Source organism: Streptomyces sp. ISL-98, from assembly GCF_018614055.1.
Lineage (GTDB): Bacteria > Actinomycetota > Actinomycetes > Streptomycetales > Streptomycetaceae > Streptomyces > Streptomyces spiramyceticus.
On the sequence record NZ_JAGGPB010000029.1, the window covers coordinates 101287 to 127690 of the forward strand.

Consider the following 26404-nt stretch of genomic DNA (forward strand, 5'->3'; position numbering starts at 1 on the left):
CACGCTCCCGTCCGCCTGCGCACAAGCCCGCCGCGACTGCGGTCGGGAGCTTCGAGCGTAGTTCACGCTCTGCTACGAACCGGGCAGAGCAGGGCGGGCGCATCCCCCGATCGGATCAACGGATTTTCGGACGAGCGCTCCGGGGTGACGGCTACGCGTCGAAGGGCCGGGCCGGCCACGGGTCGTCGGCCGGACGCAGCGCGTCGACCCCGTCGCCCGCGAGTGCGGCGGAGAGCGCGAGGGCGCCCACGACCAGGCAGGTGTTGTGCAACTCGCCCGCCAGCACGCCCCGTACGAGCTCCGCGAGCGGCACCCGGGCGTGCTCCATGTCGGCCTCTTCCTCCTCGACGACGAAGCGCTCGCCCTCTACTGCGGAGAGATCGCGGGCGAAGAAGATCCGCACAGCCTCGTCACAGCCGCCCGGCGTCGGGTAGACGTCGGCCAGCACCCGCCAGTCCTCGGCCTTGACGTGCGCCTCTTCGTAGAGTTCGCGCTGCGCGGCGGCCAGCGGGTTCTCGCCGGGTACGTCGAGCAGACCCGCCGGGATCTCCCAGAGCTTGTGGCGCACGGGATGCCGGTACTGACGGATGACCAGGACGCGGTCGTTCTCGTCGAGGGCGAGTACGGCCACCGAGCCGGGGTGGACCTGGTAGTCGCGGCTCACCACACTGCCGTCGGGCATGACCACGTCGTCCGTACGGACACTCGTCTTGTTGCCCGTGAAGGGGGTCGCGGTCGAGGTGACCTGCCACTCCTCGGGGGTGTCCTTGATGGCCATGAAAACGTCCTCCCAAAAAGCAGAAACCGGGGTACGGCCCCCCCAAAGGGCCGTACCCCGGCAACCGTATCTCCTGCTCCTACTTACCGGCCGTGCCCACACCCTGCTGACGCTCGACGGCCGCCTTGACCAGGCCCGCGAAGAGCGGGTGGGGGCGGGTCGGGCGGGAGCGGAGCTCCGGGTGGGCCTGGGTGGCGACCAGGTAGGGGTGGACCTCGCGCGGGTACTCGACGTACTCGACGAGCTTGTTGTCCGGGGAGGTGCCGGAGAAGACCAGGCCGGCCTTCTTCTCCAGCTCCGCGCGGTAGGCGTTGTTCACCTCGTAGCGGTGGCGGTGGCGCTCGTCGACGTAGGGCTGGTCGCCGTAGACCTCACGGACGATCGAGCCCTCGGCGAGCTTCGCCGGGTAGAGGCCGAGGCGCATGGTGCCGCCCAGGTCGCCCGCGCCCTCGACGTACGCGAGCTGCTCCTCCATGGTGGAGATCACCGGGTGGGCGGTCGCGGCGTCGAACTCGGTGGAGTTGGCGTCCGGGATGTCGGCCAGGTTCCGGGCGGCCTCGATCACGATGCACTGCAGGCCCAGGCACAGGCCCAGCAGCGGGACCTTGTTCTCGCGGGCGTACTGGATCGCACCGACCTTGCCGGACACGCCGCGGTCGCCGAACCCGCCGGGGATCAGGATCGCGTCGCAGTCGGCGAGCTGGTTCTTGGCACCGGCCTGGGTCTTGCAGTCGTCGGAGGCGACCCACTTGACCTTGACCCGGGCCTTGTTCGCGAAGCCGCCGGCCCGCATCGCCTCGGTCACCGACAGGTAGGCGTCGGGCAGGTCGATGTACTTGCCGACGAGCGCGACGGTGACCTCGTGGTCCGGGTTGTGGACACGGTCCAGCAGGTCCTCCCACTGAGTCCAGTTCACGTCGCGGAACGGCAGGTCGAGCTTGCGCACGACGTAGGCGTCCAGGCCCTCGGTGTGCAGCACCTTGGGGATGTCGTAGATCGACTTGGCGTCGATCGCGGCGACCACCGCGCCCTCGTCGACGTCGCACATCAGCGAGATCTTGCGCTTGATCGAGGTCGGCACCTCACGGTCGGCGCGCAGCACGATCGCATCCGGCTGGATACCGATGCTGCGCAGCGCCGCGACCGAGTGCTGGGTCGGCTTGGTCTTCAGCTCGCCGGAGGGGCCGATGTAGGGCAGCAGCGAGATGTGCACCACGAAGACGTTGTCGCGGCCGACCTCGTGGCGGACCTGGCGGACCGTCTCCAGGAACGGCAGCGACTCGATGTCGCCGACCGTGCCGCCGACCTCGGTGATCACGACATCGACGTCGTCGGTCGCCATGCGCCGGATGCGGTGCTTGATCTCGTTGGTGATGTGCGGGATGACCTGCACCGTGTCACCGAGGTACTCGCCGCGCCGCTCCTTGGCGATCACCGAGGAGTACACCTGGCCGGTGGTGACGTTGGCCGAGCCGTCGAGGTCGACGTCGAGAAAGCGCTCGTAGTGGCCGACGTCCAGGTCGGTCTCGGCGCCGTCGTTGGTGACGAACACCTCGCCGTGCTGGAACGGGTTCATCGTCCCCGGGTCGACGTTCAGGTACGGGTCCAGCTTCTGCATCGTGACCCGCAGGCCCCGCGCCTTGAGCAGCGCACCCAGACTGGAGGCCGTCAGGCCCTTACCGAGGGAGGAGGCGACACCCCCGGTGACGAAGATGTGCTTGGTCGTCATGGATTTGGGCGGCATCGCCAAGAGGGGGCTCCCGTGGTCGCGAAGTGAGGTGCGTACCGGCGTCCTGCCCGGATTCGGGAGGAGCCGTCGCTGCGGTTCGGGGGCCGAGCTGATGCCACAGCCGCCCACCGGTCCACGGGGTACCAGGGTATCAGCGACAGGGCGAGGCCGCTTCCAGCCACGCGCCACGTGCCGCGCCCCCCTTTCACCTGCGACTCACCCTTCGTCCACCCGTTCGGCCGACCCGCGTTGCCAAGACCGTCGCGCAATCCATCGGCGTTGCGTCGTATCCTGCTCGGACACATCGCTGCGAGCCGGCCGGCGAAGGCACCATCCCAGCCCGCTCCCGGGACCAAGAGCTCGTCGAAGATCCCCTGACCGCAGCCGCCCCTTCCGGGGTGGATGTGGCCGTTCGACTGGAGATTGCACGTGGCCGGGCGCATCGAGGACTACGCACTTATCGGAGACATGCAGACAGCGGCACTGGTCTGCAGGGACGGCACGATCGACTGGCTGTGCCTTCCCCGCTTCGACTCCCACGCCGTGTTCGCCGGGCTTCTCGGCACCGAGGAACACGGCTTCTGGCGGATCGGGCCCACACACGCGGCCGACGCCGGGCCGCCGGCGGCTGCCCGCCGCCGGTATCGCGGGGACTCCCTGATCCTCGAATCGGAGTGGGACACACCGCGCGGCACGGTCAGAGTGACCGATTTCATGCCGCCGCGTGACGGCGCTCCGCAGCTGATCCGGATTGTCGAGGGTGTCAGCGGCCGGGTGCGGATGCGGTCCTCGCTGCGGATGCGCTTCAGTTATGGGCGTGTGACGCCCTGGGTCCACAAGGTCGACACGCGCACGGTCGCCGTGGCAGGGCCGGACTCCGTCTGGCTGGACGCGGACACCGAGACGTACGGCAAGGACCTGACGACGTACTCCGAGTTCACCGTCGCACCAGGTGACCGGTTCGCCTTCACGATCAGCTGGCAGCCCTCGCACAAGGAGCCCCCGCCTGCGGCCGACCCCGCCGCCGCGCTGGACGCGACCGCCACTTTCTGGCGCGAGTGGGTCGAGCAGTGCACGTACCACGGCCCCTACCGCGAGGCCGTCGTCCGCTCGCTGATCACGCTCAAGGCGCTGACGTACGCCCCGACGGGCGGCATCGTCGCCGCGCCGACCACGTCGCTGCCCGAGGAGATCGGCGGCGTACGGAACTGGGACTACCGCTACACCTGGCTGCGCGACGCCGCGATCACCCTCTCCTCGCTGCTGCGCACCGGCTACCGCGAAGAAGCCCGCGCCTGGCGCGAGTGGCTGCTGCGCGCGGTGGCCGGGGACCCCGAGAACCTGCAGATCATGTACGGGATCGCGGGCGAACGGGAGCTCGGCGAGGCCGAACTGGACTGGCTGCCGGGCTACGAGAACTCCAGCCCCGTCCGGGTCGGCAACGGCGCGGCCCATCAGCTCCAGCTCGATGTGTACGGAGAGGTCACGGAGGCACTGCACCTGGCGCACATGACAGGCCTGGCCCGCAACGACTACGCGGCCCTCCTCCAGCTGAAGCTGATCCACTACCTGAAGACGCACTGGGACCAGCCCGACGAGGGCATCTGGGAGGTCCGCGGCCCGCGCCGCCACTTCGTGCACTCCAAGGTGATGGCCTGGGTCGCGGTCGACCGCACGATCAAGCTGATCGAGATGGGCGACGCGGACGGGCCGCTGGAGGAGTGGCGCGAACTGCGCGACGAGATCCACCGCGACGTGTGCGAGAAGGGCTACGACAAGGAGCGCAACACCTTCACCCAGTCCTACGGGTCGGCGGAGCTGGACGCCTCCCTGCTGCTCATTCCGCAGATGGGCTTCCTGCCGCCCGACGACAAGCGGGTCATCGGCACCATCGAGGCGATCCAGCGCGAACTGTCCACGGAGGACGGTTTCGTACTGCGTTACCCGACCTCCGGTGAGGACGCGGGCGTGGACGGTCTGGAGGGCGACGAGGGCGCGTTCCTGGCGTGCTCCTTCTGGCTCGCCGACGACCTGGCGATGATCGGGCGGGTCGACGAGGCCCGCAAGCTCTTCGAGAAGCTGCTGGGACTGCGGAACGACCTGGGACTGCTCGCCGAGGAGTGGGACTCCAGGCTGCAGCGCCAGGTCGGCAACTTCCCGCAGGCGTTCAGCCACGTGCCCCTGATCGACACGGCACTGCGACTGACGGCGAGCGGCGCGTACGGGGGCTAGGCCGCCGCCCGGGGCGGGACCGTTCGATGCGTCGTCGGCCCCCTCCCCGGGCTACGCTGAAAATGTCCTGTCGCCCCTTGGAAGGGGGCATCATGGCTCCCCACAGCTTGAAGGACACGGCTCTGGCCGGCTTCCGGGAGGACCTGACCGGCGATGTCTTCGTCCCGGACGACCCGGGTTACGACGACGCCCGGACGGTGTTCAACGCCATGATCGACCGACGCCCGGCGGTGATCGCCCAGTGTGCGTCGGAAGAGGACGTGGCCCGCGCGATCCGCTTCGGCCGTGACCACGAGCTCGCGATCGCGGTCCGCGGCGGCGGCCACAGCGTCGCGGGCATGGCGCTCAACGACGACGGCCTGGTCGTGGACCTGCGCCGGATGAACACGGCGGAAGTGGATCGCGAGGTCCGCACGGTGTATCTCGGCGGCGGCGCCACGATCAGTGACATGGACCGGGCCACACAGCCGTACGGCCTGGCGACCACCGGCGGCCGGGCATCCACCACGGGCATCGGCGGCTTCACGCTGGGCGGCGGCTCGGGCTGGCTGGAGCGCCGGTGCGGGCTGGCCTGCGACAGCCTGGTCTCCGTCGATCTGGTGACGGCTGACGGCGATTTCGTGCACGCAAGCGGGGAGGATAACCCCGAGCTCTTCTGGGCTCTGCACGGCGGTGGCGGCAACTTCGGGGTGGCCACGGCGATGACGCTGAGGCTGTACCCGCTGCCGTCCTTCGCCATCGTTCTGCTGCTGTATCCGCCGGAAGCCGGCACCGACGTGATCCGTACGTACCGGGATCTCATGGAATCCGCACCGGACGACGCCGGAGGCGGGGCCCTCTATCTGACCGCGCCGCCCGAGGAGTACGTACCGGAACACCTGGTCGGTCAGCTCCTGTGCGGAGCGCTGGTGACGTACGCGGGCACCGAGGCACAGGCACGCGAGGTGGCCAAGCCGCTGCTCGACATCGCGCACGTGGCGGAGGTGATCACCGAGCTGCCCTACGCCGATTTCCAGTGCATGCTCGATGATCCGCCCGGGATGCGGAACTACTGGTCGGCCGAGTACCTCGACGCGTTCCCGGACGAGGCCGTGGACCTGTTCTGCAACCGCGCGGCCGACATGATCGTCCCTTCGAACAGCCAGCATGTGCTGTTCCCGCTGGGTGGCGCGGTGGCGCGGAGCGGTACGGACTATCCGGTGCCCTGGCGCGGGGCGCCGTGGGCCGTCCATCCGTTCGGCCTCTGGGAGAACGCGTCGGACGACGAACGCGGGAAGAAGTGGGTGCGTGATTTCCGCGCGGACGTCCAGCCTTGGTCCACGGGCGCCGTCTATCTGAACTTCATCGGCCAGGAGGGCGGGGAACGGGTCGTCTCCGGCTTCGGCGCCGGCAACTACCGGCGCCTCGCCGCGGTCAAGGCCCAGTACGACCCCGACAACGTCTTCCGGCTGAACCACAACATCGAACCCGCACAGAAGCCCTAACCGAGGGCGGTGATCACCTCGCGCGCGGCGCGCTCCCCCTCGGTGGCGCCGCCCTCCATGAAGCCCTGGAAGTCGTACGAGCAGTGCTCGCCGCCGATGTGGATGTTGCCCTGCGGGGTGCCCTCGTAGCCTGCGTAGCGGTGCAGATAGCCGACGGGCCAGTAGGAGTACGCGCCGAGGCTGTGCGGGTTGCGGTGCCAGGCGGAGAGCTGGGCCCTGCCGGTCCACTTGGCCTTCGTACCGGGGAAGAAGGCGTCGATTCCGGTGAGGTGGCGGCTCGCCAGGTCGCGCACGTACGGGTCGGACTCGGTCGAGAACGGTCCGGCCGGGGTGAGCGCCTCGGCGAGGCTGCCGCCGCCGTACTGGATGAGGATGCCGCCCGTACCCGGCTGGATCTTGGTGGTGTCCCAGGTCTGCTGGACGTGGCTGTCGGTGAAGCAGTCACCCGCCGAAACGCCCGGCCAGGCGCCCTCGCCGCGCCACGGCCGCGAGGTGAACTGCATGTTGAGCTTGGTGCAGTGGCCCATACGGGCATCGCGCAACAGGTTCGTCATGAGCGGGTCGAAGCCCGCGGATGAGAGGTCGAGGCGCTGGAGGACGGGCAGCGGGACGCACAGGACAGTGTGGTCGGCGGTGACGGTGGTCGTGGTGCCCGCGTCGGTGAAGGTAAGGGTCTGGGTGCCATTGGCGTTGGCCCTTACCGCCGTGAGCTGTTTGCCCATCTGGAGCGTGCCTGCGGGCAGGGATTTCGCGATGGCGCGCGGGAGCTGATCGTTGCCGCCGGTGATGTGGTAGCGCTCGTTGGACAGGCCCCAGATGTTGAAGTGGCCGGGGTTGGGCTGGTAGCCCATCAGCAGGACCAGGGCGAGGGCGGACTGTTCGGTGGTGTCCGCGCCGTACTCGACGTTGTACGCGACGTCCATGAAGCGGCCCAGCGATGAGGCGTGCCCGCCCGGCACGCGCGAGTCGATCCATTCGTGGATCGACATGTTGTCGAGGGCGGTGCCGGTCGGGGTGGTCCGGTTCCACTTCACCTCGCCGGCTTCCTGGAGGTCGCGGTGGAGCGCCTGGAAGACGGCCTTGAAGTCCTCGTCGGCCTGTTCGCGCGGGTAGTACGCACCGTTGAACCAGAGCACCTCCTCGGCGCCGGTCGGTCCTCCGCCGAGGAAGTCCTCGACCGGCAGACCGAAGCGGCGGCACAGCTCCAGCATCTTCTTGTGACTGGTGTCGATCAGCTCCCCGCCGATCTCGGAGATCTGGCCGTACGCCCAGTGGTCCCGCTGGGTCCACATCCGGCCGCCGACGCGGTCCGGACTCGCCTCGTAGAGCGTGCAGTTCAGGCCCGCGTCCTTGAGGGTGAGGGCGGCGGTGAGGCCCGCTATCCCCGCGCCGACCACGGCGATTCTGGGTGCGGCCGCTCGTACCACCGCCCGGGCGGGTGCGGCCGCCGTGCCGGCAAGGGCGGTGCCGAGGCCGAGGGCCGCGGCACGGCCCAGCAGTTCCCGGCGGGTGGACCCGCGGACCTCGGCGGCGGGCATCCGCAGCCTGCGGGCTGCGGCGTGCTCTGCGGCGAGCCGGCGCAGTGCGTGCATCGTGTTCGTACGGGACATGGGGACGCTCCTCAGACTGTGGCGGCGGGCTGGGGGTCTGCGTCGGTGCGCTCGGCCGCGTCGTCGAGGACGATCCGGCCGATGATCTCGTAGCGCTCCGGCTGCTTGGCCTTGAGGTAGAAGCCGAGGCCGAGGCCGCCGAAGAAGACCGCTCCGACGATCCACGGGATCAGCTTGAAGAAGAGGGAGTCGGCGGCGAGGCCGGCCGCGGTCTCCATGTTGAGCACGAGCAGTACGACGACGGCGATCATGCCGATGCCGCCGAGCAGGGGTGCGGTGAAGGTCCTGAACCAGTGCCGGTCCTCGGGGTGGTTCTTGCGGAAGTAGCCGATCACCGCGAACGAGCAGAGGGTCTGGACGATGAGGATCGCCATCGTGCCGAGGATCGCGAGCAGTGTGTACAGGTGGATGTACGGGTCCTCGCCGGCCAGCCAGAACGCCCCGACGAGCAGGGTGGCGATGCCGGACTGGACGTACGACGCGATGTACGGCGAGCCGTGCGAGCGGTGTGTGCGGCCGAGGGCGGGGTGCAGGAAACCCTCGCGTCCGATGGCGTAGAGGTAGCGCGACGCGCACTGGTGGAAGGCCATGCCGCAGGCGAACGAGCCGGTGAGCAGCAGCCACTGGAAGGCGTCGACGGCCCAGCCTCCGATGAACTGCTGCGTCGGGTCGAAGAAGAGGTCGAGCGGAGAGGCGGACGAGGAGACCTTGACCGCACCGTCCAGCCCGTTGCCCGCGATCGTCATCCAGGAGACGTAGATGTAGAAGAGCCCCACACCCACCACCGAGATCAGCGTCGCGCGCGGAATGACGCGCTTCGGGTCGCGGGACTCCTCGCCGTACATCGCGGTCGATTCGAAGCCGACCCACGACCAGAAGGCGAAGAAGAGGCCGAGCCCGGCCGAGCTGCCGGTGAAGGCGTTGACCGGATTGATCGGCTCGACGGGGATGCCGTCGGGACCGCCGCCCGCGAGCAGTACGGCGGTCGCGACGGCGAAGAGCACCGCGATCTCGGCGACCAGCATGACGCCGAGGGCCTTCGCGGTGATGTTGATGTCGAAGTACGCGAGAACGCCGGTCACGGCGAGCATTCCGGCGGCGTACACGATCCAGGGGATGTCGACGCCGAGCTGGTCGGCGACGGTCGTCTGGCCGAAGTAGGCGAAGATCCCGACGATCGAGGCCTCGAAGACGATGTACGCGAGGACGGCGAGCATGCCGGACGCCATGCCCGCGATGCGGCCGAGGCCATGCGAGATATAGCCGTAGAAGGCACCCGCGGCGGTGATGCGCTTCGCCATGGCGACGTATCCGACCGAGAAGACGGTCAGGACGACGGTCGCGAAGAGGTAGCCCGCCGGGGCGCCCGTGCCGTTGCCGAAGCCCACGGCGATGGGGAGATTTCCGGTCATGGCGGTGATCGGCGCCGCGGTGGCCACCGCCATGAAGACCACACCGACCAGTCCGACGGAATTTGCCTTGAGCCGCTGGATTTCACGTGCGGGTTTGTCAGACATGCCGCGCCCTCTCTTACGAACCTTCGTGTACGGGGGCGACAGTCTTTGTCCGGGTGACGTACGCCACAACAGGCACGGGGTCACTCAAAACCCTTGCCGAAGCGACGAGTTGTCGGGCCACAGGGTCGCGATATCTGTCCCGTAACCGCAGGGTGATGTTCCTGGAACTTGGGCGCAGGTAGCGTCCTCGGGATGGACACTCAGGGCGGAATCACCGTGCAGCGGGCACTGGAGCTGCCGGGGCTCCGCGGCGGGCTCCCCGAGGTGGTCGCCGGCGCCGACCGTCTGAACCGCACGGTCCGCTGGGTGCACGCCGGCGAGGTGCCGAACATCGCGTCGCTGCTCAAGGGCGGCGAGCTGCTCCTCACCACCGGCCTGGGCCTCGGTACGCGCCCCGCCGAGCAGCGTGCTTTCGTACGCCGCCTCGCCGAGCGCGGGATCGCGGCGCTGGTGGTGGAGCTGGGGCCGCGCTTCAGCAGGCTGCCCTCGACCATCGTGGAGACCGCGCGGGCGGCCGGTCTGCCGCTCGTACAGCTGCACCGCGAGGTGCCGTTCGTATCGGTCACCGAAGAGGTCCACACCGAGATCGTCAACGGCCACTACACGCTCCTGCGGCGGGCCGAAGAGGTGCACCGCCGCTGCACCGAGGCGCTGCTCGACGGGGGCGGGATTCCCCAGGTCCTCGGCATCCTGGCCGACTTCACCGCCAACCCCGTCTTCCTCGAAACGGCGGACGGACAGCTCCTCTACGCGGCCGCGCCCGGATCGGGCGAGGCCTGCGCCGACCCGCTCCAGGTGTGGGAAGGCCTGCGCGGGCAGCGGGAGGCACGCGAGGCGGGCCCGCCCGCGAACGGCGTGCTGGTGGACGTACCGGGCGGCGGCCACGGAGCAGGCGCGGTACGGGCCAGGATCGCCCTGCTCGCGGTCTCGTCGCCCCTCCTTCCCGTCCACCGGATCGCTGCCGAGCGGGCGGCCGGGATCCTCGCGGTGGTCCTGATGCAGGCACGCCAGGAGGAGGAGCTCGCCGCGCGCGGGCGCGGCGACTTCCTCACCGACCTGGCGGAGGGCCGTATCGCCGCCGAGGACGCGCCCGCGCAGGCCAGGGTGCTCGGCTTCAAGCCGGGCGAGGGCCCGCTGCTCCCCGTCGTGATGCGGCTCGCGGCCGAGCTGGCTCCTGCGGGCAACTGGGCGGTGCTGGCGCGGGCCGTCCTCGAAGAGCTGTCCTCGGTCGGCGTGCCGGTCCTGCTGGGCGTACGCCCCGTGGAGGGCCGCGTACCGCTGCTGCTCGGCCTGCGCTCCGAATCAGAACGTACGGCGGTCGCCGACCGGGTGGCAGCGGCCCTGCGCGCCGGTGTGGAGCGGGCCGGTCTGGAGCGCGCGGGCGGCCATCCGCCGGTCGTGGTGGTCGGCGTCGCGGGCAGCTGGGCGGCAGCATCGGCGGGCCTGCGGCACGCGGCGGAAACCGCAACGGCGGCCCAGGGGCTCTCCGACCGCCCCTGGTACGACGCCCGGCGCCTCGACATCGACCTGCTCCTGTGGCGCCTTCGGGACCATCCGGACCTGGCGGCCTTCGTGGACCGGGCGATCGGCCCCCTCCGCGACCACGACCGCACGTCCCGCCCGCCCCTGCTCCCGACCCTGCAGACCTATCTCGCGCACGCGGGCCGCAAGGCGGAAACAGCCCGCGAGCTCCACCTGAACCGCCAGACGCTCTACAACCGCCTGGCGCGTATCTCCGAACTCCTCGGCACGGACCTCGACGACCCCCAGACGGTCCTGGCCCTGAGCCTCGCGCTGCGGGCTCGCCGCCACACGTCCTGACCCGGCCCGACCGCCCTAGCCGGTCAACTCGTCGTACACACTCAGCACCTGTGCGACGGTGTCGTCCTCCGTGGGCCAATGGGCGGCCTGCGCCCTGCCCGCTTCAGCCAGCCACTGCCGTCGCGCAGGATCGGCCAGCAGCCGGACGACTGCTCCCGCGAGAGCGTCGGTGTCCCCGTACGGCACGAGTTCGGCAGCGTCGCCCACCAGCTCGGGCACCCCGCCGACCGCGGTGGCGACCAGCGGAACGCCCGCGCGCAGGGCCTCCTGCGCGACGACGGACCGCCCCTCCCACTTGCTGGCGAGCACCGCGACGTCGGCGACCGCCAGCAGATCGGCAATGTCGTCGCGACGGCCGAGGAGCTTGACGGGCAGCGACTCGTCCTCGATACGACGCTGAAGGTCCGCCCGCTCGCGCCCCTCACCGGCAACGATCAGCAGCGGTACGGGGTCGAGGTCGCGCCAGGCCCGGGCGGCATCCAGCAGCGTTCCGTACCCCCTGCCCCGGACCAGGCTGCCGACGGCAATGATCAACGGCCGTTCCACCGCGCCCAGTTCGGCTCGCGCTTTGCCTTCCTTGACGCGCGCGACCGGCAGCGGCGCGGGCACACTGACCGGCGCGAGCCGCGCGTCACGCGCACCCCGCCGACGGGCCCGGTCGACCAGATCGGACGACGTACCGAGCACAACCGCGGCCGCCTTGGCCGCCCTTCGTTCCAGCAGCCGTACGACATGGCCGCGCGGGCCGTCGGCATGCGCCCGGGTGTGCCAGGTGACCACCAGCGGAATCCCCCGCCCTCGCAGCGCCAACGCGCTCCGCACGGCGGCGTGCAGCCCGTGCGCGTGCACCAGGTCGGCCCCGGCACAGGCGGACCGCAGCGCGCCTACGGCGGCGGGATCGCTCCTCCTGGGTACGGACACGAACTGCGCGCCGGCACCGCCGAAGTCGTAACCGGGCTCAAGCCCCGCAGGGGCGCACACGGTTACCCGCAGACCCCGCGCGACAAGCCCGGCGGCCAGGGACCTGACGTGCGTACTGCTGCCCGCACTGCCGCCGCCCAGCACTTGGACCACGCTCAGCGGCGACTGACCGTACGGCGGGACCGGGGTGCTGCTCACGGAGCTCCTGAGTCGACGTCGGTGCGGGGTACGCACGCGGTGCAGGCCCAAGAATGCCAGCCCGCACGCGCGTTCCGGCACCGCAGAACGGCCGAACCGGCGGCCGCCCCCAAAACGACCGCACAGGGATCACCCACATGGGTGACCTCAGTACGTTTTACGGAGCCACGCTTGGTGCCGGGGCTGGGGCGGCCGGTGGTGGTAACGGGGGCGCTGCGGGGCCTGCGGTGGTGCCGGGGGCCGGGTGGACGGGGTGGGGACGGCGGCGAGGGGGCGGGTCGCGCAGGGGCGCTGTTCGGGACGTAAAGCGTGATTTGTGCGCAAATTACTGGCCTCGCAAACAAAGCCCCGCCCCGCAGCTTAATCATGCAGTCCCGAATGGCGCCCCGGAGCGGCACGCCCCCGCACGCGCAAATCTACGCCGGCCCAAACCGCCCGCCCCCGCCAAACGCGCTACGCGTCCGCGCGCGCAGCCGCCAGCAGTTCCTCCGCGTGTGCTCGCGCCGTCTCCGAGTCCTCCTGGCCCGCCAGCATCCGCGACAGCTCCCGGACCCGCGCCTCGCCCTCCAGCACCGTGACGCCACTCCTCGTCACCGACCCGTCGTTGGTCTTTTCCACCAACAACTGCCGGTCGGCGAACGCCGCGACCTGCGGCAGGTGTGTCACCACAACCACCTGCGCCGACTTGGCAAGCTTCGCCAGGCGCCGCCCGACCTCGACCGCCGCCTTGCCGCCGACGCCCGCGTCCACCTCGTCGAAGAGATACGTAGGCACGGGATCGGACCCGGCGAAGACAACCTCCACGGCGAGCATCACCCGCGAGAGCTCACCGCCCGAGGCGCCCTTGGCAATCGGCCGCGGCTGTGCACCGGGGTGCGGAGCGAGCAGCAGCTCGACCTCATCCGCCCCGGACGCCCCGTAAGCCACAAGCCGCCCGCCCACCTCGATCCCGTTCTCCCGGTCCTCGACCTGCCGGATATCGATCGAGACACGCGCATGCGGCATGGCAAGGGAGGCCAGCTCAGCGGTGACGGCGTCGGCGAACCGCTGAGCCGCTTCCGTACGGGCGTCGGTCAACGCCTGGGCGAGCCCCGCGAGTTCGCCCCGCAAAGCGTCCCGCTCGGCCGTCAGCTCACCGATCCGGTCGTCGTCGCCCTCCAGCTCGGTGAGCCGCGCCGCACTCTCCTGCGCCCACGCCAGTACGGCGCCGATGTCCTCGCCGTACTTCCGGGTGAGCTGAGTGAGGGCCGCGCGCCGTTCCTCCACCGCGGACAGCCGCAGCGGATCGGCGTCGAGATTGTCGGCGTACCCGGCGAGCTCCCCCGCCACGTCGCCCAGCAGGATCCCGATCTCACCGATCCGCTCGGCAAGCACGGCAAGCGCAGGGTCATGGGCGCGTACAGCATCCAGCGCCCGGTGGGCCCCGGCGACCAGTGTGGTGGCGTCGACGCTCTCGGGGTCCTCGGGGTTACCGGCGAGCGCGGCATGAGCCACGGACGCGGCGGATGCCAGTGCCTCGGCGTGCCCGAGGCGCTCCGCCTCGGCGGCGAGTTCGACGTCCTCGCCGGCCAGCGGTTCGACGCCCGCGATCTCTTCGAGCCCGAAGCGCAGCAGATCCGCCTCCTGCGCCCGCTCCCGCGCCCGCGTGGTCAGCTCGTCCAGCTCCACCGCGACAGTCCTGAGCCGCCGGTACGCGGCCGCGTACTTCGCATGGGGTACGGCGACGGCGTCGCCCGCGTACCGGTCGAGAGCCTGCCGCTGGCGGGCCGGCCGCAGCAGACCCTGCTGGTCGGTCTGCCCGTGTACGGCGACGAGATCGTCGGCCAGCTCGGCAAGCAGCCCCACCGGAACCGAACGCCCACCCACATGGGCACGCGAACGCCCCTCGGCCGAGACGGTCCGGCTGACCAGCAACGCCCCGTCGTCGAGTTCGGCACCGGCTTCCGCGGCCCGCACGGCGGCGGGCGCGTCGGCGGGCAGGGTGATCCGCCCCTCGACGACCGCCGCCTTGGCCCCGATCCGCACCAGGGCAGGGTCGGCGCGTCCGCCGAGCAGCAGCCCGAGGCTGGTGACGACCATGGTCTTGCCCGCGCCTGTCTCGCCGGTCACCGCGGTGAACCCGGGTGACAGCTCGACGACAGCATCGTCAATGACGCCCAGCGACCGTATCCGCATCTCCTCCAACACGGACACGACCTTACGAGGTCCGGGCCCCGGTGTGCGACGGACCCCGCACCACCACTCCTCGGACGGTACGGAAAACCCCACCCTCAAGACGGGTGATCACCCCATGGTGGGACCTTCCCCCAGGCCGCACTCTGATTCCATGAGTTCGGGATTGGCAAGATCAGCCCTGCGTGGCCACCGCCCCGCTTTCGTCGGGACCGCGGTGGCGGCGCTCTTCGCGGCGACCGTGGTCAGTGCGTCGACAACCATGCTCACGGTCACGAGCACGGACGGCGTGTCCGTGCATGTCGCCGACATGGCCACGGTCCTGCTGATCGGTTCGATCTACATGTCGATATTCGTGGTCGTGTCGACGATGGGCACGGCAGTGGTCCAGCAGCACCGCGAGCTCGCACTGGTACGGGCGATCGGCGCTCGACCCCGCCAGGTCCGCCGGGCCGTGGCCACCCAGGCGCTGGCAGCCTCCGTACCGGCCGCACTCACCGGTTTCGCCCTCGGCGGGGCGCTGGCCCGGCCGTGGTTCGACGGGATGCGGGACCACGGCCTGATCCCGCCCGGGATGACGTACCAGTTCAGCTGGACAGCGCTGCCGGTCTGCTTCGCCGTGGCCGTGGTGACCTCAACAGCCGCCGCTCTGCTGGCTTCCCTGCGCTTCTCGCTGCTGCGCCCGTCGAAGGCGCTCGACGAGGCGTCGGCGGGCCGTCGCGGCCTCGGCATGCTGCGGGCCCCGCTCGGCCTGATCGCCGTCGGGGGAGGTGTCGCCCTGTCCGTAGTGCTGTCCGGGCAGCCGGCGGCGGAAGCGAGCGAGGGCGCATTCCTCGTGCTGATCCTGTTCTGCGTGGGCACCGGACTCCTCGGCCCGCGGATCGTGGGCCCCGCGGCCTGGCTGGTCTCCGCACCCGCCCAGCGGTTCGGCAGCAGCGCACGCCTGGCCATGCTCAACGTCCGCTCGCAGCCGCGCCGGTTCTCCGCCGCGGTCGTGCCGCTCGTCCTGGTCGTGGGTTTCGGCCTGACCAAGATCGGGATGCGTACGACGGCCCAGCACCGCACCGGCTCCGCGGGCAGCGCGGGCGAGGTCTGGCTGGACTACGCCGGCACGGGGCTGTACGCGGGCTTCGCCGCCATCGCCGCGGCGAACACCCTCGCCATGATCTCCTTCGAACGCCGCCGGGACGTCGCCCTGCTCCGCGTGATCGGCACGCTCCCCCGCCAGATACGGGCGATGGCCGCCTGGGAGGCAGGCATCGTGGCGCTCACAGCGCTGGTGCTGGGCGGCGTCATCTCGCTGGCCACGCTCGCGCCGATCCTCGGGACGGCCTTCGGTTCACCGTTGCCGTACATCCCGTGGACGGTGGCGGCGGGCGTCGCCGGCGGCACGCTGCTGCTGACCGTGCTCGCCACGGGCCTGCCGGTGCAGTCCGCGATGCGCCGCCGCGCCATAGCCACGGTCAGCGCGACGGCGTAACGGACCCGAGGGGCGAGCCGGGCTGCGTCAGTGCGGCGCCCCGCGCCAGCCTGAAACGGGCAGGGCGAACTTGGCGACCAGCCGGTCGGTGAAGGACGCGTGGTGCAGCCGTGCCAGCCGTACGGGCACAGCCCCCCGCCGCACCTCCACCCGCGCCCCCGCGGGCAGTTCGACGGTCCTGCGCCCGTCGCACCACAGCACGCCGTGCGGCGTGTGCGGCTGGACCTCGACGGCGAGCACCGAGGACGGCGACGTCACCAGCGGCTTGGCAAACAGCGCGTGCGCACTGATCGGCACCATCAGCAGCGCCTCGACCTCGGGCCAGACCACGGGCCCGCCCGCAGAAAAGGCGTACGCCGTGGACCCCGTGGGGGTGGCGCAGACGATGCCGTCGCAGCCGAAGCCGGTCACCGGACGGCCGTCGATCTCCAGGACGACTTCGAGCATCCGCTCGGGCGAGACCTTCTGCACGGCCGCCTCGTTGAGCGCCCAGTCCTCGTGAACGACATCGCCGTTGTTGTGCACGAGGACGTCGAGGGTCATGCGTTCCTCGACCTCGTACGCACGTGTGACGACCCGGTCGACCACCTTGTCGAGGTCGTCACGCTCGGCCTCCGCGAGGAAGCCGACACGGCCCAGGTTGACGCCGAGCATCGGCACCCCGGACGCACGCGCGAACTCGGCGCCACGCAGCAGCGTTCCGTCCCCGCCCAGGACAACCAGCAGTTCACAGCCGTCGAGTACGTCGGGCGAGGCCTCCGCCACCGTCTCGACGGACGGCGGCAGCGGCAGGTCGGCAGCCTCGGCGGCCAGCACGCGCACGCCGAGGCCGCTGCGCAGCAGCCCCTGTACGACCAGTTCCGCACTGCGGATCGCCGCTGGGCGTCCGGTGTGCGCGAGCAGAAACACGGTGCGCGTCGAAGCAGACGCAACTGCCGTCGCTGTCGTCGCCGTCGCTGTGGTTGTTGTCGTCGTTGTCAACTCGGCCCCTCCGCCACTGCACGGTCAACATCCGCCGGGTCGAGTTCAGGAGCCCCCGCCCGGAGCCAGAGAAAGTATTCGACATTTCCCGAAGGCCCGGGCAGCGGACTGGCGGTGACGCCCCGTACGCCGAGACCGAGCTCCCACGCCTGCCGCGCCACTGCCCGTACCGTTTCCGCCCGCAGCTCAGGACTGCGCACGACCCCACCGCTGCCCAGCCGGTCCTTGCCGACCTCGAACTGCGGCTTGACCATCATCACGAGGTCGGCATCCGGCGCCGCGCACCGCACCAGCGCCGGCAGCACCAGCCCCAAAGGGATGAAGGACAGATCGCCGACGACAAGGTCCACCGGCTCCCCGTCGATCGTGTCGAGTGTCATTTCCCGCACGTTGGTACGGTCCTTGACGGTCACGCGTTCATCCGACTGCAAAGACCAGGCGAGCTGCCCGTACCCGACGTCCACCGCGACGACATGCCCGGCCCCGGCCCGCAGCAGCACATCGGTGAAACCGCCGGTCGAAGCGCCCGCGTCCAGCGCCCGCCGCCCCTCGACCTTCAGCCCGAGCGGTACGAACGCCTCCAGCGCGCCGGCCAGCTTGTGCCCGCCCCGCGAGACGTAGTCGGGGTCGTTGTCGTCCTTGAGCACCACGACGGCGGCGCTGGTCTCGACCTGCGTGGCGGCCTTGGTCGCGACGGCGCCGCCCACCTTCACCCGCCCTGCGGCGATCAGCTGGCTCGCGTGCTCCCGTGAGCGTGCGAGTTTCCGGCGGACCAGCTCGGCGTCGAGGCGTCGGCGCGCGACTCCTGCCACGTTCGGTTCAGCTCCTGTTGTCGTACGACGAAGGGGGCGCCGGAGGTCCCGGGCGGGCGTCCAGCGCGGTCAGCGCCTCACGCAGCCCCCGGTGTACATCCTCGTACACCTCGATGTGCCCGTCCGCCGGGAGGTGGTCGGCGTCCCCGAGCCGCTCCAGCAGGGCGTCCACATCGGCGTGCCCGGTGGGGGTGCGCTCCACCCCGATCGGTGCGGGGGCAGCCGGGTGGTACGCCGGCTCGGGCCCGCCCGTCGATCCCGCCGTCTCGTCGTTCATGCCCCGACGCTACCCCGAAGCGCTGGGGTACCGTCGATCCCGATGGCAACGATGGAGGAGTGCCGCAGCGCGCTCGACAAACTTTCGGACAACCTGGCTCAGGCCGACGACGGCGTACGCAGCGCCGCCGCCCTCGACCGCTCCCTGAGCTGCCACATCAAGGATCTCGATGTCACCTTCACCGGCCGCCTCGCGGGCGGCCGGATCGACGTACGGGAAACCCTGGAAGGGCCCCCGCGCGAACGCGCCGAGATCCGCCTCGCCATGACCGGCGACGACCTGGTGGCCATGGTCGGCGGAGAGCTGAGCTTCGCGAAGGCCTGGGCCTCGGGCAGGGTCCGGCTGGAGGCCGGTTTCCGCGACCTGATCCGCCTCAGGACGCTGCTGTAGCCGTAGCTGTAGCTGCTGCTTCAGCAGCCGTATCCGCCGCGTCAGCCTTCCCGGTACGGGCCTTCCTCGCTGCGGGCACCACCAGCGGCGTCCCCGTCTCCGGGTCGTCGATGACCTGGCAGCGCAGCCCGAAGACCCGCTCCACCAGCTCGGCGGTGACGACCTCGGCGGGCGGCCCCTGGGCGACGATCTCCCCGTCCCGCATGGCGATCAGGTGCGTGGCATAGCGGGCGGCGTGGTTCAGGTCGTGCAGTACGGCGACGAGCGTGCGCCCCTGCGTCTCGTGCAGTTCCGCGCACAGGTCGAGTACGTCGATCTGGTGCTGGATGTCGAGGAACGTCGTCGGCTCGTCGAGCAGCAGCAGCGGCGTCTGCTGGGCCAGCGCCATCGCGATCCAGACGCGCTGGCGCTGGCCGCCGGACAGCTCGTCGACGTAACGGTCGGCCAGTTCACCGACGCCCGTCGAGGCCATCGACTCGTCGACGATCCGCTCGTCCTCCGGCGACCACTGCCGCAGCAGCCCCTGGTGCGGGTAGCGACCGCGCGCCACCAGGTCGGCGACCGTGATCCCGTCGGGAGCGATGGACGACTGCGGCAGCAGCCCCAGCGTCCTGGCGACCTTCTTCGCCGGCATGGAACCGATGGCGTTCCCGTCCAGCAGCACCCGCCCCTGCGAGGGCTTGAGCATGCGTGAAAGCGCGCGCAGCAGCGTCGACTTGCCGCAGGCGTTCGGCCCGACGATGACCGTGAAGGAGTTGTCGGGTATCTCGACGGACAGGTCTTGCGCGATGACCCGCTGGTCGTAGGCGAGGGTCACCGATTCCGCGCTGAGGCGCTGCACTGGCATGCTCCTGGAGTTCTTCACAGTGGGTTGCGTGGTCGTACGGCTCGTCCGCGTACCGCTCATATGCGTCCCGCCTTGCGCTCGGTGACCAGCAGCCACAGCAGATAGCAGCCGCCGAGCACCCCGGTGACCACACCCACCGGCAGCTGTCCCCCGAAGGCCTGCTGGGCGATCCAGTCGGCGATCACCAGGAGGGCGGCGCCCATGCAGGCGGACGCCCCGAGGTTCGGCCCCGGCGAGCGCGTCAGCCTGCGGGCCAGCTGCGGCGCGCTCAGCGCGACGAAGGCGATGGGCCCTGCGGCCGCCGTGGCGACCGCGATGAGCAGTACGGCGCACAGCATCAGCACCATCCGCCCGCGCTCCACGCTCACCCCGAGCGCGTACGCCGCGTCGTCGCCCATCTCCATCATGCGCAGCGCACGCCCGTGCCCCAGCACCAGCGGAACGGCGACCGCGCACACGCCGAGCAGCGGCCACGCCTGGTCCCAGCCCCGTCCGTCGAGCGAGCCGGTCATCCATACCGTGGCCCGGGTCGCGTCGACGATGCTCGCCTTGGTGACCAGATAGTGGTTGAGCGCCGTGAGCATGGCGGCCGCGCCGATCCCGACGAGCACCAGCCGGTAGCCGTGTACGCCGCGCTTCCATGCGAGGAGGTAGACGGCGGCGCCCGTCAGCAGGCAGCCGGCGAGCGCGCCGCCCGCGACAGCGAGGGAGTTGCCCTTGGACAGGACGATGACGAGAAGCGCTCCGGCCGTCGCTCCCTGCCCGAAGCCGATGACGTCGGGGCTGCCCAGCGGATTGCGGGAAACGGACTGGAACACCGCCCCGGACATCCCGAGCGCGACACCGACGAGCAGCCCCACCACCACCCGCGGCAGCCGCAGGTCGGTGACGATGAACTCCTGCGAGGCGGTGCCGTTGCCGAGGAGCGTGCGTACGACGTCGCCCGGCGACATCTGAAAGTCGCCGCTGCCGATGAGCACGACGCCCATGGCCAGCGCCGCGGCCATGAGCAGCACGATGGCGACGAGCGCCCTGGGTTCGACCCGGACGGAGAGACCGCCGGGGGTCCGTATCGCGCGAAGTCCGGGGGCCCGCCCGCCGGAAGTACGGGAGTTATGGGAGGGAACAGTCACAGTTGGGTCATCTTCCGGCGGCGTACGAGATGGATGAAGACGGGCCCGCCGACGAGCGCGGTCACGATGCCGACCTGGAGCTCGGAGGGCCGCGCGACGACGCGGCCGATGACGTCCGAGCCCAGCAGCAGCACCGGCGCGAGCACCGCGGCGTACGGCAGGATCCAGCGCATGTCGGGTCCCGTGATGGCCCGGACGAGGTGCGGCACCATCAGGCCGACGAAGACGATCGGCCCGCACGCGGCGGTCGCGGCCCCGCACAGCAGAGTCACGGCGACCATCGCCAGTACGCGTGTACGTGTCAGATGCGCGCCCAGCGCCCTGGCGGTGTCCTCGCCCATCTCCATGGCATTGAGCGGCCGCGCGATCAGCATCGCGAGCACGACACCGGCGGCGACGAACGGCCAGACCTTGCCGATGATCTCCATGTTGGCGGACGCGAGCGAGCCGACGGTCCAGAAGCGCAGCTTGTCGAGCGCCGCCGAGTCCATCAGCTGTACGGCGTTGACGTAACCGTAGAGCGCCGCGGTCACGGCGGTGCCGGCGAGCGCGAGCCGTACCGGTGTTGCACCGCGGCTGCCGCCCAGGATGTATACGAGCACGGAGACAACTCCCGCGCCGATGAACGAGAACCAGACATATCCCGTCAGCGATGTGACGTCGAGGAAGCTGATGGCGGACACGACCGCGGCCGCGGCCCCCGCGTTGACCCCCAGCAGCCCGGGCTCCGCGAGCGGATTGCGGGTGAGCCCCTGCATGACCGCTCCGGCGAGCCCGAGCGCGGCACCGACGAGTACGCCGAGGAGCGTGCGGGGCATCCGTACGTCCTGGACGATCACGTCATTGCCGCTGCCCGAGGCGTGGAACAGGCCGTGCCATACGTCGCCCAGCGGAATCTGCTTGGCGCCGATCGCGATACTCGCGACGACGACCAGCAGCAGTACGCCGAGGGAGACGAGCAGCCCGACGGCGCGCAGGGCATGGCGTTTGCGGGGCGCGGGGGCCTGCGGGGCCTGTGCCGCGCGCTGTTCGGGGGGACTCTCAACCAACACGGAGTTAGGTTAGCCTACCCTCGCATCGCGACAAACAGGCAGGTGAGGCGGGCCCCGGCCCAGTCCTACTGGGTCCTACAAGCCCAACCTGCCCAGCGCCTCACCCGCATCCAGCCCGCACACACCGTCCCCGGCGTACGTCCAAGCCGCCGCGCACAGCGCCCGCAGCCCGTCCAGCGCCGCGCCTTCCCCATCGAGCACCAGGGCATCCCCCCGCACCGAAGCGGTCCACCCACCGCACACGAACCGGCCGTCCGCCCCGCCCACTTCCGGCTGCCCGGTCAGCAACCCCCGCAGATCCGCGTCGACATACGTCGGCCGGTACTTCGGCTCGGCAGTCAGCAGCAGCGCGGCGTCCGTCACCCCGGTCAGTACGAGCAGCGAGTCCACGCCTGCGGCATTCGCGCCCTCGATGTCCGTGTCCAGCCGGTCCCCGACGACCAGCGGCCGCTCGGCACCCGTCCGCAGGATCGTTTCCCGGTGCATCGGCGGCAACGGCTTGCCCGCCACCTGCGGCGGCTCGGCGCCCGTGGCGATCCGTACGACTTCCACCGCCGCACCGTTGCCCGGAGCGATCCCCCGCGCACTCGGAATCGTCAGATCCGTATTGGAGGCGAACCACGGCACACCCCGTGCGACGGCGTACGAAGCCTCCGCGAACCGGCCCCACGCCAGGTCGGGCCCGCCGTACCCCTGCACCACGGCCGCCGGATCGTCGTCGGCCGACTCCACCGGCACGAGCCCGCGTTCACGCAAGGCGACCCGCAGACCGTCCCCGCCCACCACCAACACCCGGGAGCCGGAAGGGATCTGATCGGCAATCAGCCGGGCGACCGCCTGCGCCGACGTAATGACGTCCCCCGGCTCCGCGGGCACCCCGAGCTCCGTCAGATGCTTCGCCACCGCATCGGGTGTCCGCAACGCGTTGTTGGTCACGTAGGCGAGATGCATCCCGCCCTCCCGGGCGGTCCCGAGCGCCTCGACGGCATGCACTATGGCCACACCGCCCGCGTACACCACGCCGTCCAGATCCAGCAGAGCCGTGTCGTACGCCTCCCACAGCGCACGCGCGCATCCGTCGGGCCGGGTCCTGGTCTGCTGGCTCATTCCGTAGCGCTCCTCGGTCGGTGCCTGTCCCCCGATCATCGCTCATATAGAGATCCCACTTACCATGCACCAATGAGCAATCATGGTCGGCCAGAGGAGGACCACGGCCTGCGCCTGTCCCCATTCCGTGGACTGCGCTACGTCCCCGAGCGGGTGGGCAGCCTGGCCGCCGTAACGTCCCCGCCGTACGACGTCGTCGTTCGGCCCGACGGCCTGTCCCACCTGGAGTCGGCCGATCCGCACAACATCGTCCGGCTGATCCTCCCGCAGGCCGCGACCCCCGCCGACCGCAACCGGCAGGCCGCGGAAACGCTGCACCGCTGGCTCTCCGACGGCGTGCTGGCTCCCGACCGGGAGCCCGCTCTGTACGTGTACGAGCAGCGCAAGGGCGATCTTCTCCAGCGCGGCGTCATAGGTGCCCTCGCCCTCACTCCGCCCTCCGACGGCATCGTCCTCCCCCACGAGGACGTCATGCCGCACGTCGTAGCTGACCGTGCCGGCCTGATGCGTGCCACCGCCGCCAACCTCGAACCGCTGCTGCTGACCTACCGCAGCGGCGGCAACGCGACCGGCGCGACCGCCGTCATCGACCGCACCATCCTGCGCTCCCCCCTCCTGGCCACCACGACAGAGGACGGTTTCAGCCACCGTCTGTGGTCCATCACGGACCCCGCCGATCTGGCAGAGGTCACCTCGGACCTTTCGACCCGTCAGGCACTGATCGCCGACGGCCACCACCGCTGGGCGACGTACCTCCGCCTCAAGTCGGAGCACCCGAGCCCCGGCCCGTGGGACGCCGGCCTCGTCCTCCTCATCGACACGGCTCGATACCCGCTCCAGGTCCGCGCCATCCACCGCGTACTGCACCGCCTGCCGGTTGCCGACGCACTGGCAGCGGTCGCCGACACCTTCCGCGTCCGCAAAATCCCGGGCCCCCTGCCCCAGGCCCTCGACGAGCTCGCGGAAGCGGCCACCGCGGGCAACGCGTTCCTGCTGGCGGGAGACGGTGCCTTCCACCTCATCGACCGCCCCGACGAGGCTCTGTTGGCCCGTACGATCCCCCGGGACCATCCGACGGCCTGGCAGACCCTCGACGCGACGGTCCTGCACGCCACGCTCCTGGACCATGTGTGGTCGATCCCCGACGCCCCCGAGGACATCGCCTACATCCACGACACCGAGGCAGCCGTCACCCACGCGGAACGCCATGGCGGCACGGCCGTCCTGATGCATCCGGTACGCGAAGAAGTCGTCCGGGACCTGGCCCGCCAGGGCGTCACGATGCCCCGCAAATCCACGTCCTTCGGCCCCAAGCCGGCGACGGGCCTGGTCCTGCGAAGCCTCGATCTGAGCTGACCGCGAAAACGCGAAAGGGCGGCACCCCGAAACGGGGTGCCGCCCTTACTCACACACTCAGCCCTTGTCGCCCTCGACGTCGGGCTCAACCGGCGACTCGACCTCAGCCTCGACCTCGGCCTCGGCCTCGACGGACTCGGCAGCTGCCGAGTCCACGTCAGTCTCCGCGGTCTCCTCGTCGAGCGCGTCGACGAAGTCCACACCGTCGAGCTCGGCGAGCCGGTCGGAAGCGTCCGTCGAACCGTCCTTGTCGGCCTCGACGGCCTTGGCGAACCACTCGCGCGCCTCGGCCTCACGCCCTGCCGTCAGCAGCGCATCGGCGTACGCGTACCGCAGTCGCGCGGTCCACGACTGCACGGAGTTCGACGCCAGCTCGGGGCCCTGGAGGGTCACGATGGCCGCATCGATCTGCCCCATGTCCCGGCGCGCACCGGCCGCGACCAGGCGCATCTCGACCTGGCCGGCCTTGTCGAGCTTCTTCACCTCGGGCTCACCTGCCATCGCCATCGCCCGCTCCGGCCGCCCGAGCCCGCGCTCGCAGTCCGCCATGACGGGCCACAGCTCGACGCTGCCGGTCATACGACGGGCCGCACGGAACTCCGCGAGCGCCTCCGTGTACCGCTGCGTCGCGTACGCCGCAAAGCCTGCCGCCTCACGAACCGCCGCCACTCGCGAGGCGAGCCGCAGCGCGATGCGCGAGTACGCGTAGGCCTCTTCGGGGTCGTCGTCGATGAGGTTCGCGACCATGACGAGGTTCCGGGCGACATCCTCGGCCAGCGTCTTCGGGAGGCTCATCAGCTCCTGACGCACGTCCTTGTCGATCTCCTGGCCCGTGACGTCGTCGGGGATGGGAAGCCGCTTGATGGGCTCGCGATCCCGCTCGTCACGCTGCCCGCGGTAACCCTCGCGGTCCCGGTCGTCCCGGCGAGGCGCGCGATCGTCCCGACGAGGCCCACGGTCATCGCGACCACCACGGAAGCCACGCTCGTCATCACGACGCCCGCCGGAGCGGTCATCACGGGGGAAGCGACCGCGCTCGTCGTCCCGACGAGGCGCGCGGTCATCACGACCGCCACGGAACCCGCCACCACGCTCATCATCACGACGGGGCCCACTGGGCCGCTCGTCACGACGCTGGTAACCGCCACCACGCTCGTCTTCACGACGGGGCCCACTGGGCCGCTCATCGCGACGCTGGTAACCACCGCCACCGCTCGGACGGTCATCCCGACGCTGATAGCCGCCACCACCACTGGGACGGTCGTCGCGACGCTGGTAACCGCCACCACCAGACGGCCGGTCATCCCGACGCTGGTAACCGCCACCACCGCTCGGACGCTCGTCACGACGCTGGTAACCACCGCCACCGCTCGGACGGTCATCCCGACGCTGGTAACCGCCACCACCGCTCGGACGCTCGTCACGACGCTGGTAACCACCGCCACCGCTCGGACGGTCATCCCGACGCTGATAGCCGCCACCACCGCTCGGACGCTCGTCACGACGCTGGTAACCACCGCCACCACTGGGCCGGTCGTCACGACGCTGGAATCCACCGCGGTCGTCATCACGACGCGGCCCGCTGGACCGGTCGTCGCGACCGCCACGGAATCCGCCGCCACCACTGGGGCGGTCGTCACGGCGCGGTCCACTGGGACGCTCGTCACGACGCTGGTATCCACCGCCACCACTGGGCCGGTCGTCGCGACGCTGGTAACCGCCACCACCGCTCGGACGGTCGTCACGGCGCTGATAGCCGCCACCGGCACCGCCACCGCTGCTCGGACGGTCATCGCGACGCTGGAAGCCGCCGCCACCGCTGGGTCGACCACCCCGGCTGTCGTCCCGACGGAACCCGCCACCACGCTCATCATCACGACGGGGCCCAGTGGGCCGCTCATCACGACGCTGGTAACCACCGCCACCACCGGTCGGCCGCCCACCACGGTCATCGTCACGGCGAGGACCGCCGGAGCGGTCGTCCCGTCCGCCACGCGAAGGGCCGCCGGTGGGACGGTCATCACGACGGAACCCACCGCGGTCGTTGTCCCGGCGCGGCCCACGGTCGTCACGACCGCCGCGGAATCCGCCCCTGTCATCGCCGTCTCGCCGGCGCGGCTCGCGCTCCGGACGATCGTCGGGAGAGTTGGTGGACATCGGTTGGCTCCTGTCTTGGGGTAACGCAGTCATTCTCGCGCAGTCGGCCATCCGACGCGCTTCGGAAAAACAAAAAGGACCCGTGGTCCAGCATGAACGCTGGACCACGGGTCCTGAAAGATTGTTCGGCGGCGTCCTACTCTCCCACAGGGTCCCCCCTGCAGTACCATCGGCGCTGAAAGGCTTAGCTTCCGGGTTCGGAATGTAACCGGGCGTTTCCCTAACGCTATGACCACCGAAACCCTATCGGGCTTAGCGAACAAGCACACTCTTCAATTAAGTAAGTGGATCTGTTCAACCGGTGCGACAACTGTTCGCAACCCGGGAACAACACAGTGGACGCGAGCAAC

21 protein-coding genes and 1 rRNA gene are annotated in these 26404 nt (G+C 70.5%); 6 read left to right on the forward strand and 16 right to left on the reverse strand.

All coding sequences use genetic code 11. The features are described from left to right. Positions 1-151: 151 nt before the first annotated feature. Positions 152-778: an NUDIX hydrolase gene (locus J7I98_RS20970; RefSeq protein WP_214922490.1), complete on the reverse strand. Its 627-nt coding sequence runs from the start codon at positions 776-778 to the stop codon at positions 152-154. 79 nt (positions 779-857) lie between these two features. Continuing rightward, entirely contained in the window at positions 858-2522 is a 1665-nt protein-coding gene (locus J7I98_RS20975) for a CTP synthase (RefSeq protein WP_214922492.1), read from the reverse strand. Positions 2523-2936: 414 nt separating this feature from the next. Between J7I98_RS20975 and J7I98_RS20980 the strand changes: the two genes are divergently transcribed. Both J7I98_RS20980 and J7I98_RS20985 read left to right on the forward strand, forming a co-directional pair. Continuing rightward, positions 2937-4739, forward strand: coding sequence for a glycoside hydrolase family 15 protein (locus J7I98_RS20980; RefSeq protein WP_214922497.1), 1803 nt, complete (start codon positions 2937-2939; stop codon positions 4737-4739). Between the two features lie 92 nt (positions 4740-4831). Further along, positions 4832-6223, forward strand: a complete 1392-nt coding sequence (locus J7I98_RS20985) for an FAD-binding oxidoreductase (RefSeq protein ID WP_214922499.1) — start codon at positions 4832-4834, stop codon at positions 6221-6223. On the opposite strand, the gene J7I98_RS20990 is transcribed toward J7I98_RS20985, so the two are convergent. Together J7I98_RS20990 and J7I98_RS20995 are read right to left on the reverse strand one after the other, a co-directional pair. Next, complete coding sequence (locus J7I98_RS20990) at positions 6220-7833, reverse strand: NAD(P)/FAD-dependent oxidoreductase (RefSeq protein WP_214922502.1); 1614 nt, start codon at positions 7831-7833, stop codon at positions 6220-6222. The genes J7I98_RS20985 and J7I98_RS20990 overlap by 4 nt on opposite strands. Positions 7834-7844: 11 nt before the next feature. Continuing rightward, positions 7845-9350 carry an APC family permease gene (locus tag J7I98_RS20995; RefSeq protein ID WP_214922504.1) on the reverse strand — a complete coding sequence of 502 codons (1506 nt, stop codon included), beginning with the start codon at positions 9348-9350 and terminating at the stop codon, positions 7845-7847. Positions 9351-9542: 192 nt separating this feature from the next. Between J7I98_RS20995 and J7I98_RS21000 the strand changes: the two genes are divergently transcribed. After that, on the forward strand, positions 9543-11171 hold the full coding sequence (locus J7I98_RS21000; protein ID WP_214922507.1) for a PucR family transcriptional regulator: 1629 nt from the start codon (positions 9543-9545) through the stop codon (positions 11169-11171). A gap of 15 nt (positions 11172-11186) precedes the next feature. On the opposite strand, the gene J7I98_RS21005 is transcribed toward J7I98_RS21000, so the two are convergent. Next, positions 11187-12290, reverse strand: a complete 1104-nt coding sequence (locus tag J7I98_RS21005) for a glycosyltransferase family 4 protein (RefSeq protein WP_214922509.1) — start codon at positions 12288-12290, stop codon at positions 11187-11189. A 453-nt stretch (positions 12291-12743) separates the two neighbouring features. After that, on the reverse strand, positions 12744-14465 hold the full coding sequence (recN, locus tag J7I98_RS21010) for a DNA repair protein RecN (protein WP_214922559.1): 1722 nt from the start codon (positions 14463-14465) through the stop codon (positions 12744-12746). A 151-nt stretch (positions 14466-14616) separates the two neighbouring features. Between recN and J7I98_RS21015 the strand changes: the two genes are divergently transcribed. Continuing rightward, complete coding sequence (locus J7I98_RS21015; RefSeq protein ID WP_214922512.1) at positions 14617-15942, forward strand: ABC transporter permease; 1326 nt, start codon at positions 14617-14619, stop codon at positions 15940-15942. A gap of 27 nt (positions 15943-15969) precedes the next feature. Here the strand turns inward: J7I98_RS21015 and J7I98_RS21020 are convergent, their stop codons facing one another. The 3 genes from J7I98_RS21020 to J7I98_RS21030 are packed head-to-tail and all read right to left on the reverse strand — an operon-like array spanning position 15970 to position 18012. Further along, the gene (locus tag J7I98_RS21020; RefSeq protein ID WP_285438060.1) at positions 15970-16923 is read right to left on the reverse strand and encodes an NAD kinase; all 954 of its coding nucleotides are present in this window, start codon (positions 16921-16923) and stop codon (positions 15970-15972) included. Next, complete coding sequence (locus J7I98_RS21025) at positions 16920-17735, reverse strand: TlyA family RNA methyltransferase (RefSeq protein WP_214922518.1); 816 nt, start codon at positions 17733-17735, stop codon at positions 16920-16922. The genes J7I98_RS21020 and J7I98_RS21025 overlap by 4 nt, the downstream gene beginning before the upstream one ends. 7 nt (positions 17736-17742) lie before the next feature. After that, the gene (locus tag J7I98_RS21030) at positions 17743-18012 is read right to left on the reverse strand and encodes a hypothetical protein (RefSeq protein ID WP_214922520.1); all 270 of its coding nucleotides are present in this window, start codon (positions 18010-18012) and stop codon (positions 17743-17745) included. A 42-nt stretch (positions 18013-18054) separates the two neighbouring features. Here J7I98_RS21030 and J7I98_RS21035 point away from each other — a divergent pair, with 42 nt between their 5' ends. Beyond that, positions 18055-18402, forward strand: coding sequence for an SCP2 sterol-binding domain-containing protein (locus J7I98_RS21035; protein WP_214922522.1), 348 nt, complete (start codon positions 18055-18057; stop codon positions 18400-18402). Here J7I98_RS21035 and J7I98_RS21040 read toward each other — a convergent pair. The 4 genes from J7I98_RS21040 to J7I98_RS21055 all read right to left on the reverse strand — a co-directional run bounded on the left by J7I98_RS21040 (position 18386) and on the right by J7I98_RS21055 (position 22541). Next, entirely contained in the window at positions 18386-19249 is an 864-nt protein-coding gene (locus tag J7I98_RS21040) for an ABC transporter ATP-binding protein (RefSeq protein WP_214922524.1), read from the reverse strand. The two genes, J7I98_RS21035 and J7I98_RS21040, sit on opposite strands and share 17 nt — an antisense overlap. A 56-nt stretch (positions 19250-19305) precedes the next feature. Continuing rightward, entirely contained in the window at positions 19306-20382 is a 1077-nt protein-coding gene (locus J7I98_RS21045) for an iron chelate uptake ABC transporter family permease subunit (RefSeq protein ID WP_308377874.1), read from the reverse strand. Then, positions 20379-21434: an iron ABC transporter permease gene (locus J7I98_RS21050; protein WP_214922526.1), complete on the reverse strand. Its 1056-nt coding sequence runs from the start codon at positions 21432-21434 to the stop codon at positions 20379-20381. The genes J7I98_RS21045 and J7I98_RS21050 overlap by 4 nt, the downstream gene beginning before the upstream one ends. A 75-nt stretch (positions 21435-21509) precedes the next feature. Further along, positions 21510-22541, reverse strand: a complete 1032-nt coding sequence (locus tag J7I98_RS21055) for an HAD-IIA family hydrolase (protein WP_214922528.1) — start codon at positions 22539-22541, stop codon at positions 21510-21512. A 72-nt stretch (positions 22542-22613) separates the two neighbouring features. Here J7I98_RS21055 and J7I98_RS21060 point away from each other — a divergent pair, with 72 nt between their 5' ends. Continuing rightward, complete coding sequence (locus J7I98_RS21060; protein WP_214922530.1) at positions 22614-23897, forward strand: DUF1015 family protein; 1284 nt, start codon at positions 22614-22616, stop codon at positions 23895-23897. A 57-nt stretch (positions 23898-23954) separates the two neighbouring features. On the opposite strand, the gene J7I98_RS21065 is transcribed toward J7I98_RS21060, so the two are convergent. The 3 genes from J7I98_RS21065 to rrf form a co-directional block, all read right to left on the reverse strand. Next, positions 23955-24692, reverse strand: coding sequence for a hypothetical protein (locus tag J7I98_RS21065; RefSeq protein WP_214922532.1), 738 nt, complete (start codon positions 24690-24692; stop codon positions 23955-23957). Next, complete coding sequence (locus tag J7I98_RS42590) at positions 24692-25969, reverse strand: hypothetical protein (protein WP_214922534.1); 1278 nt, start codon at positions 25967-25969, stop codon at positions 24692-24694. The genes J7I98_RS21065 and J7I98_RS42590 overlap by 1 nt, the downstream gene beginning before the upstream one ends. 208 nt (positions 25970-26177) lie before the next feature. Then, positions 26178-26294, reverse strand: a 5S ribosomal RNA gene (gene rrf / locus J7I98_RS21075). Positions 26295-26404 lie beyond the last annotated feature (110 nt).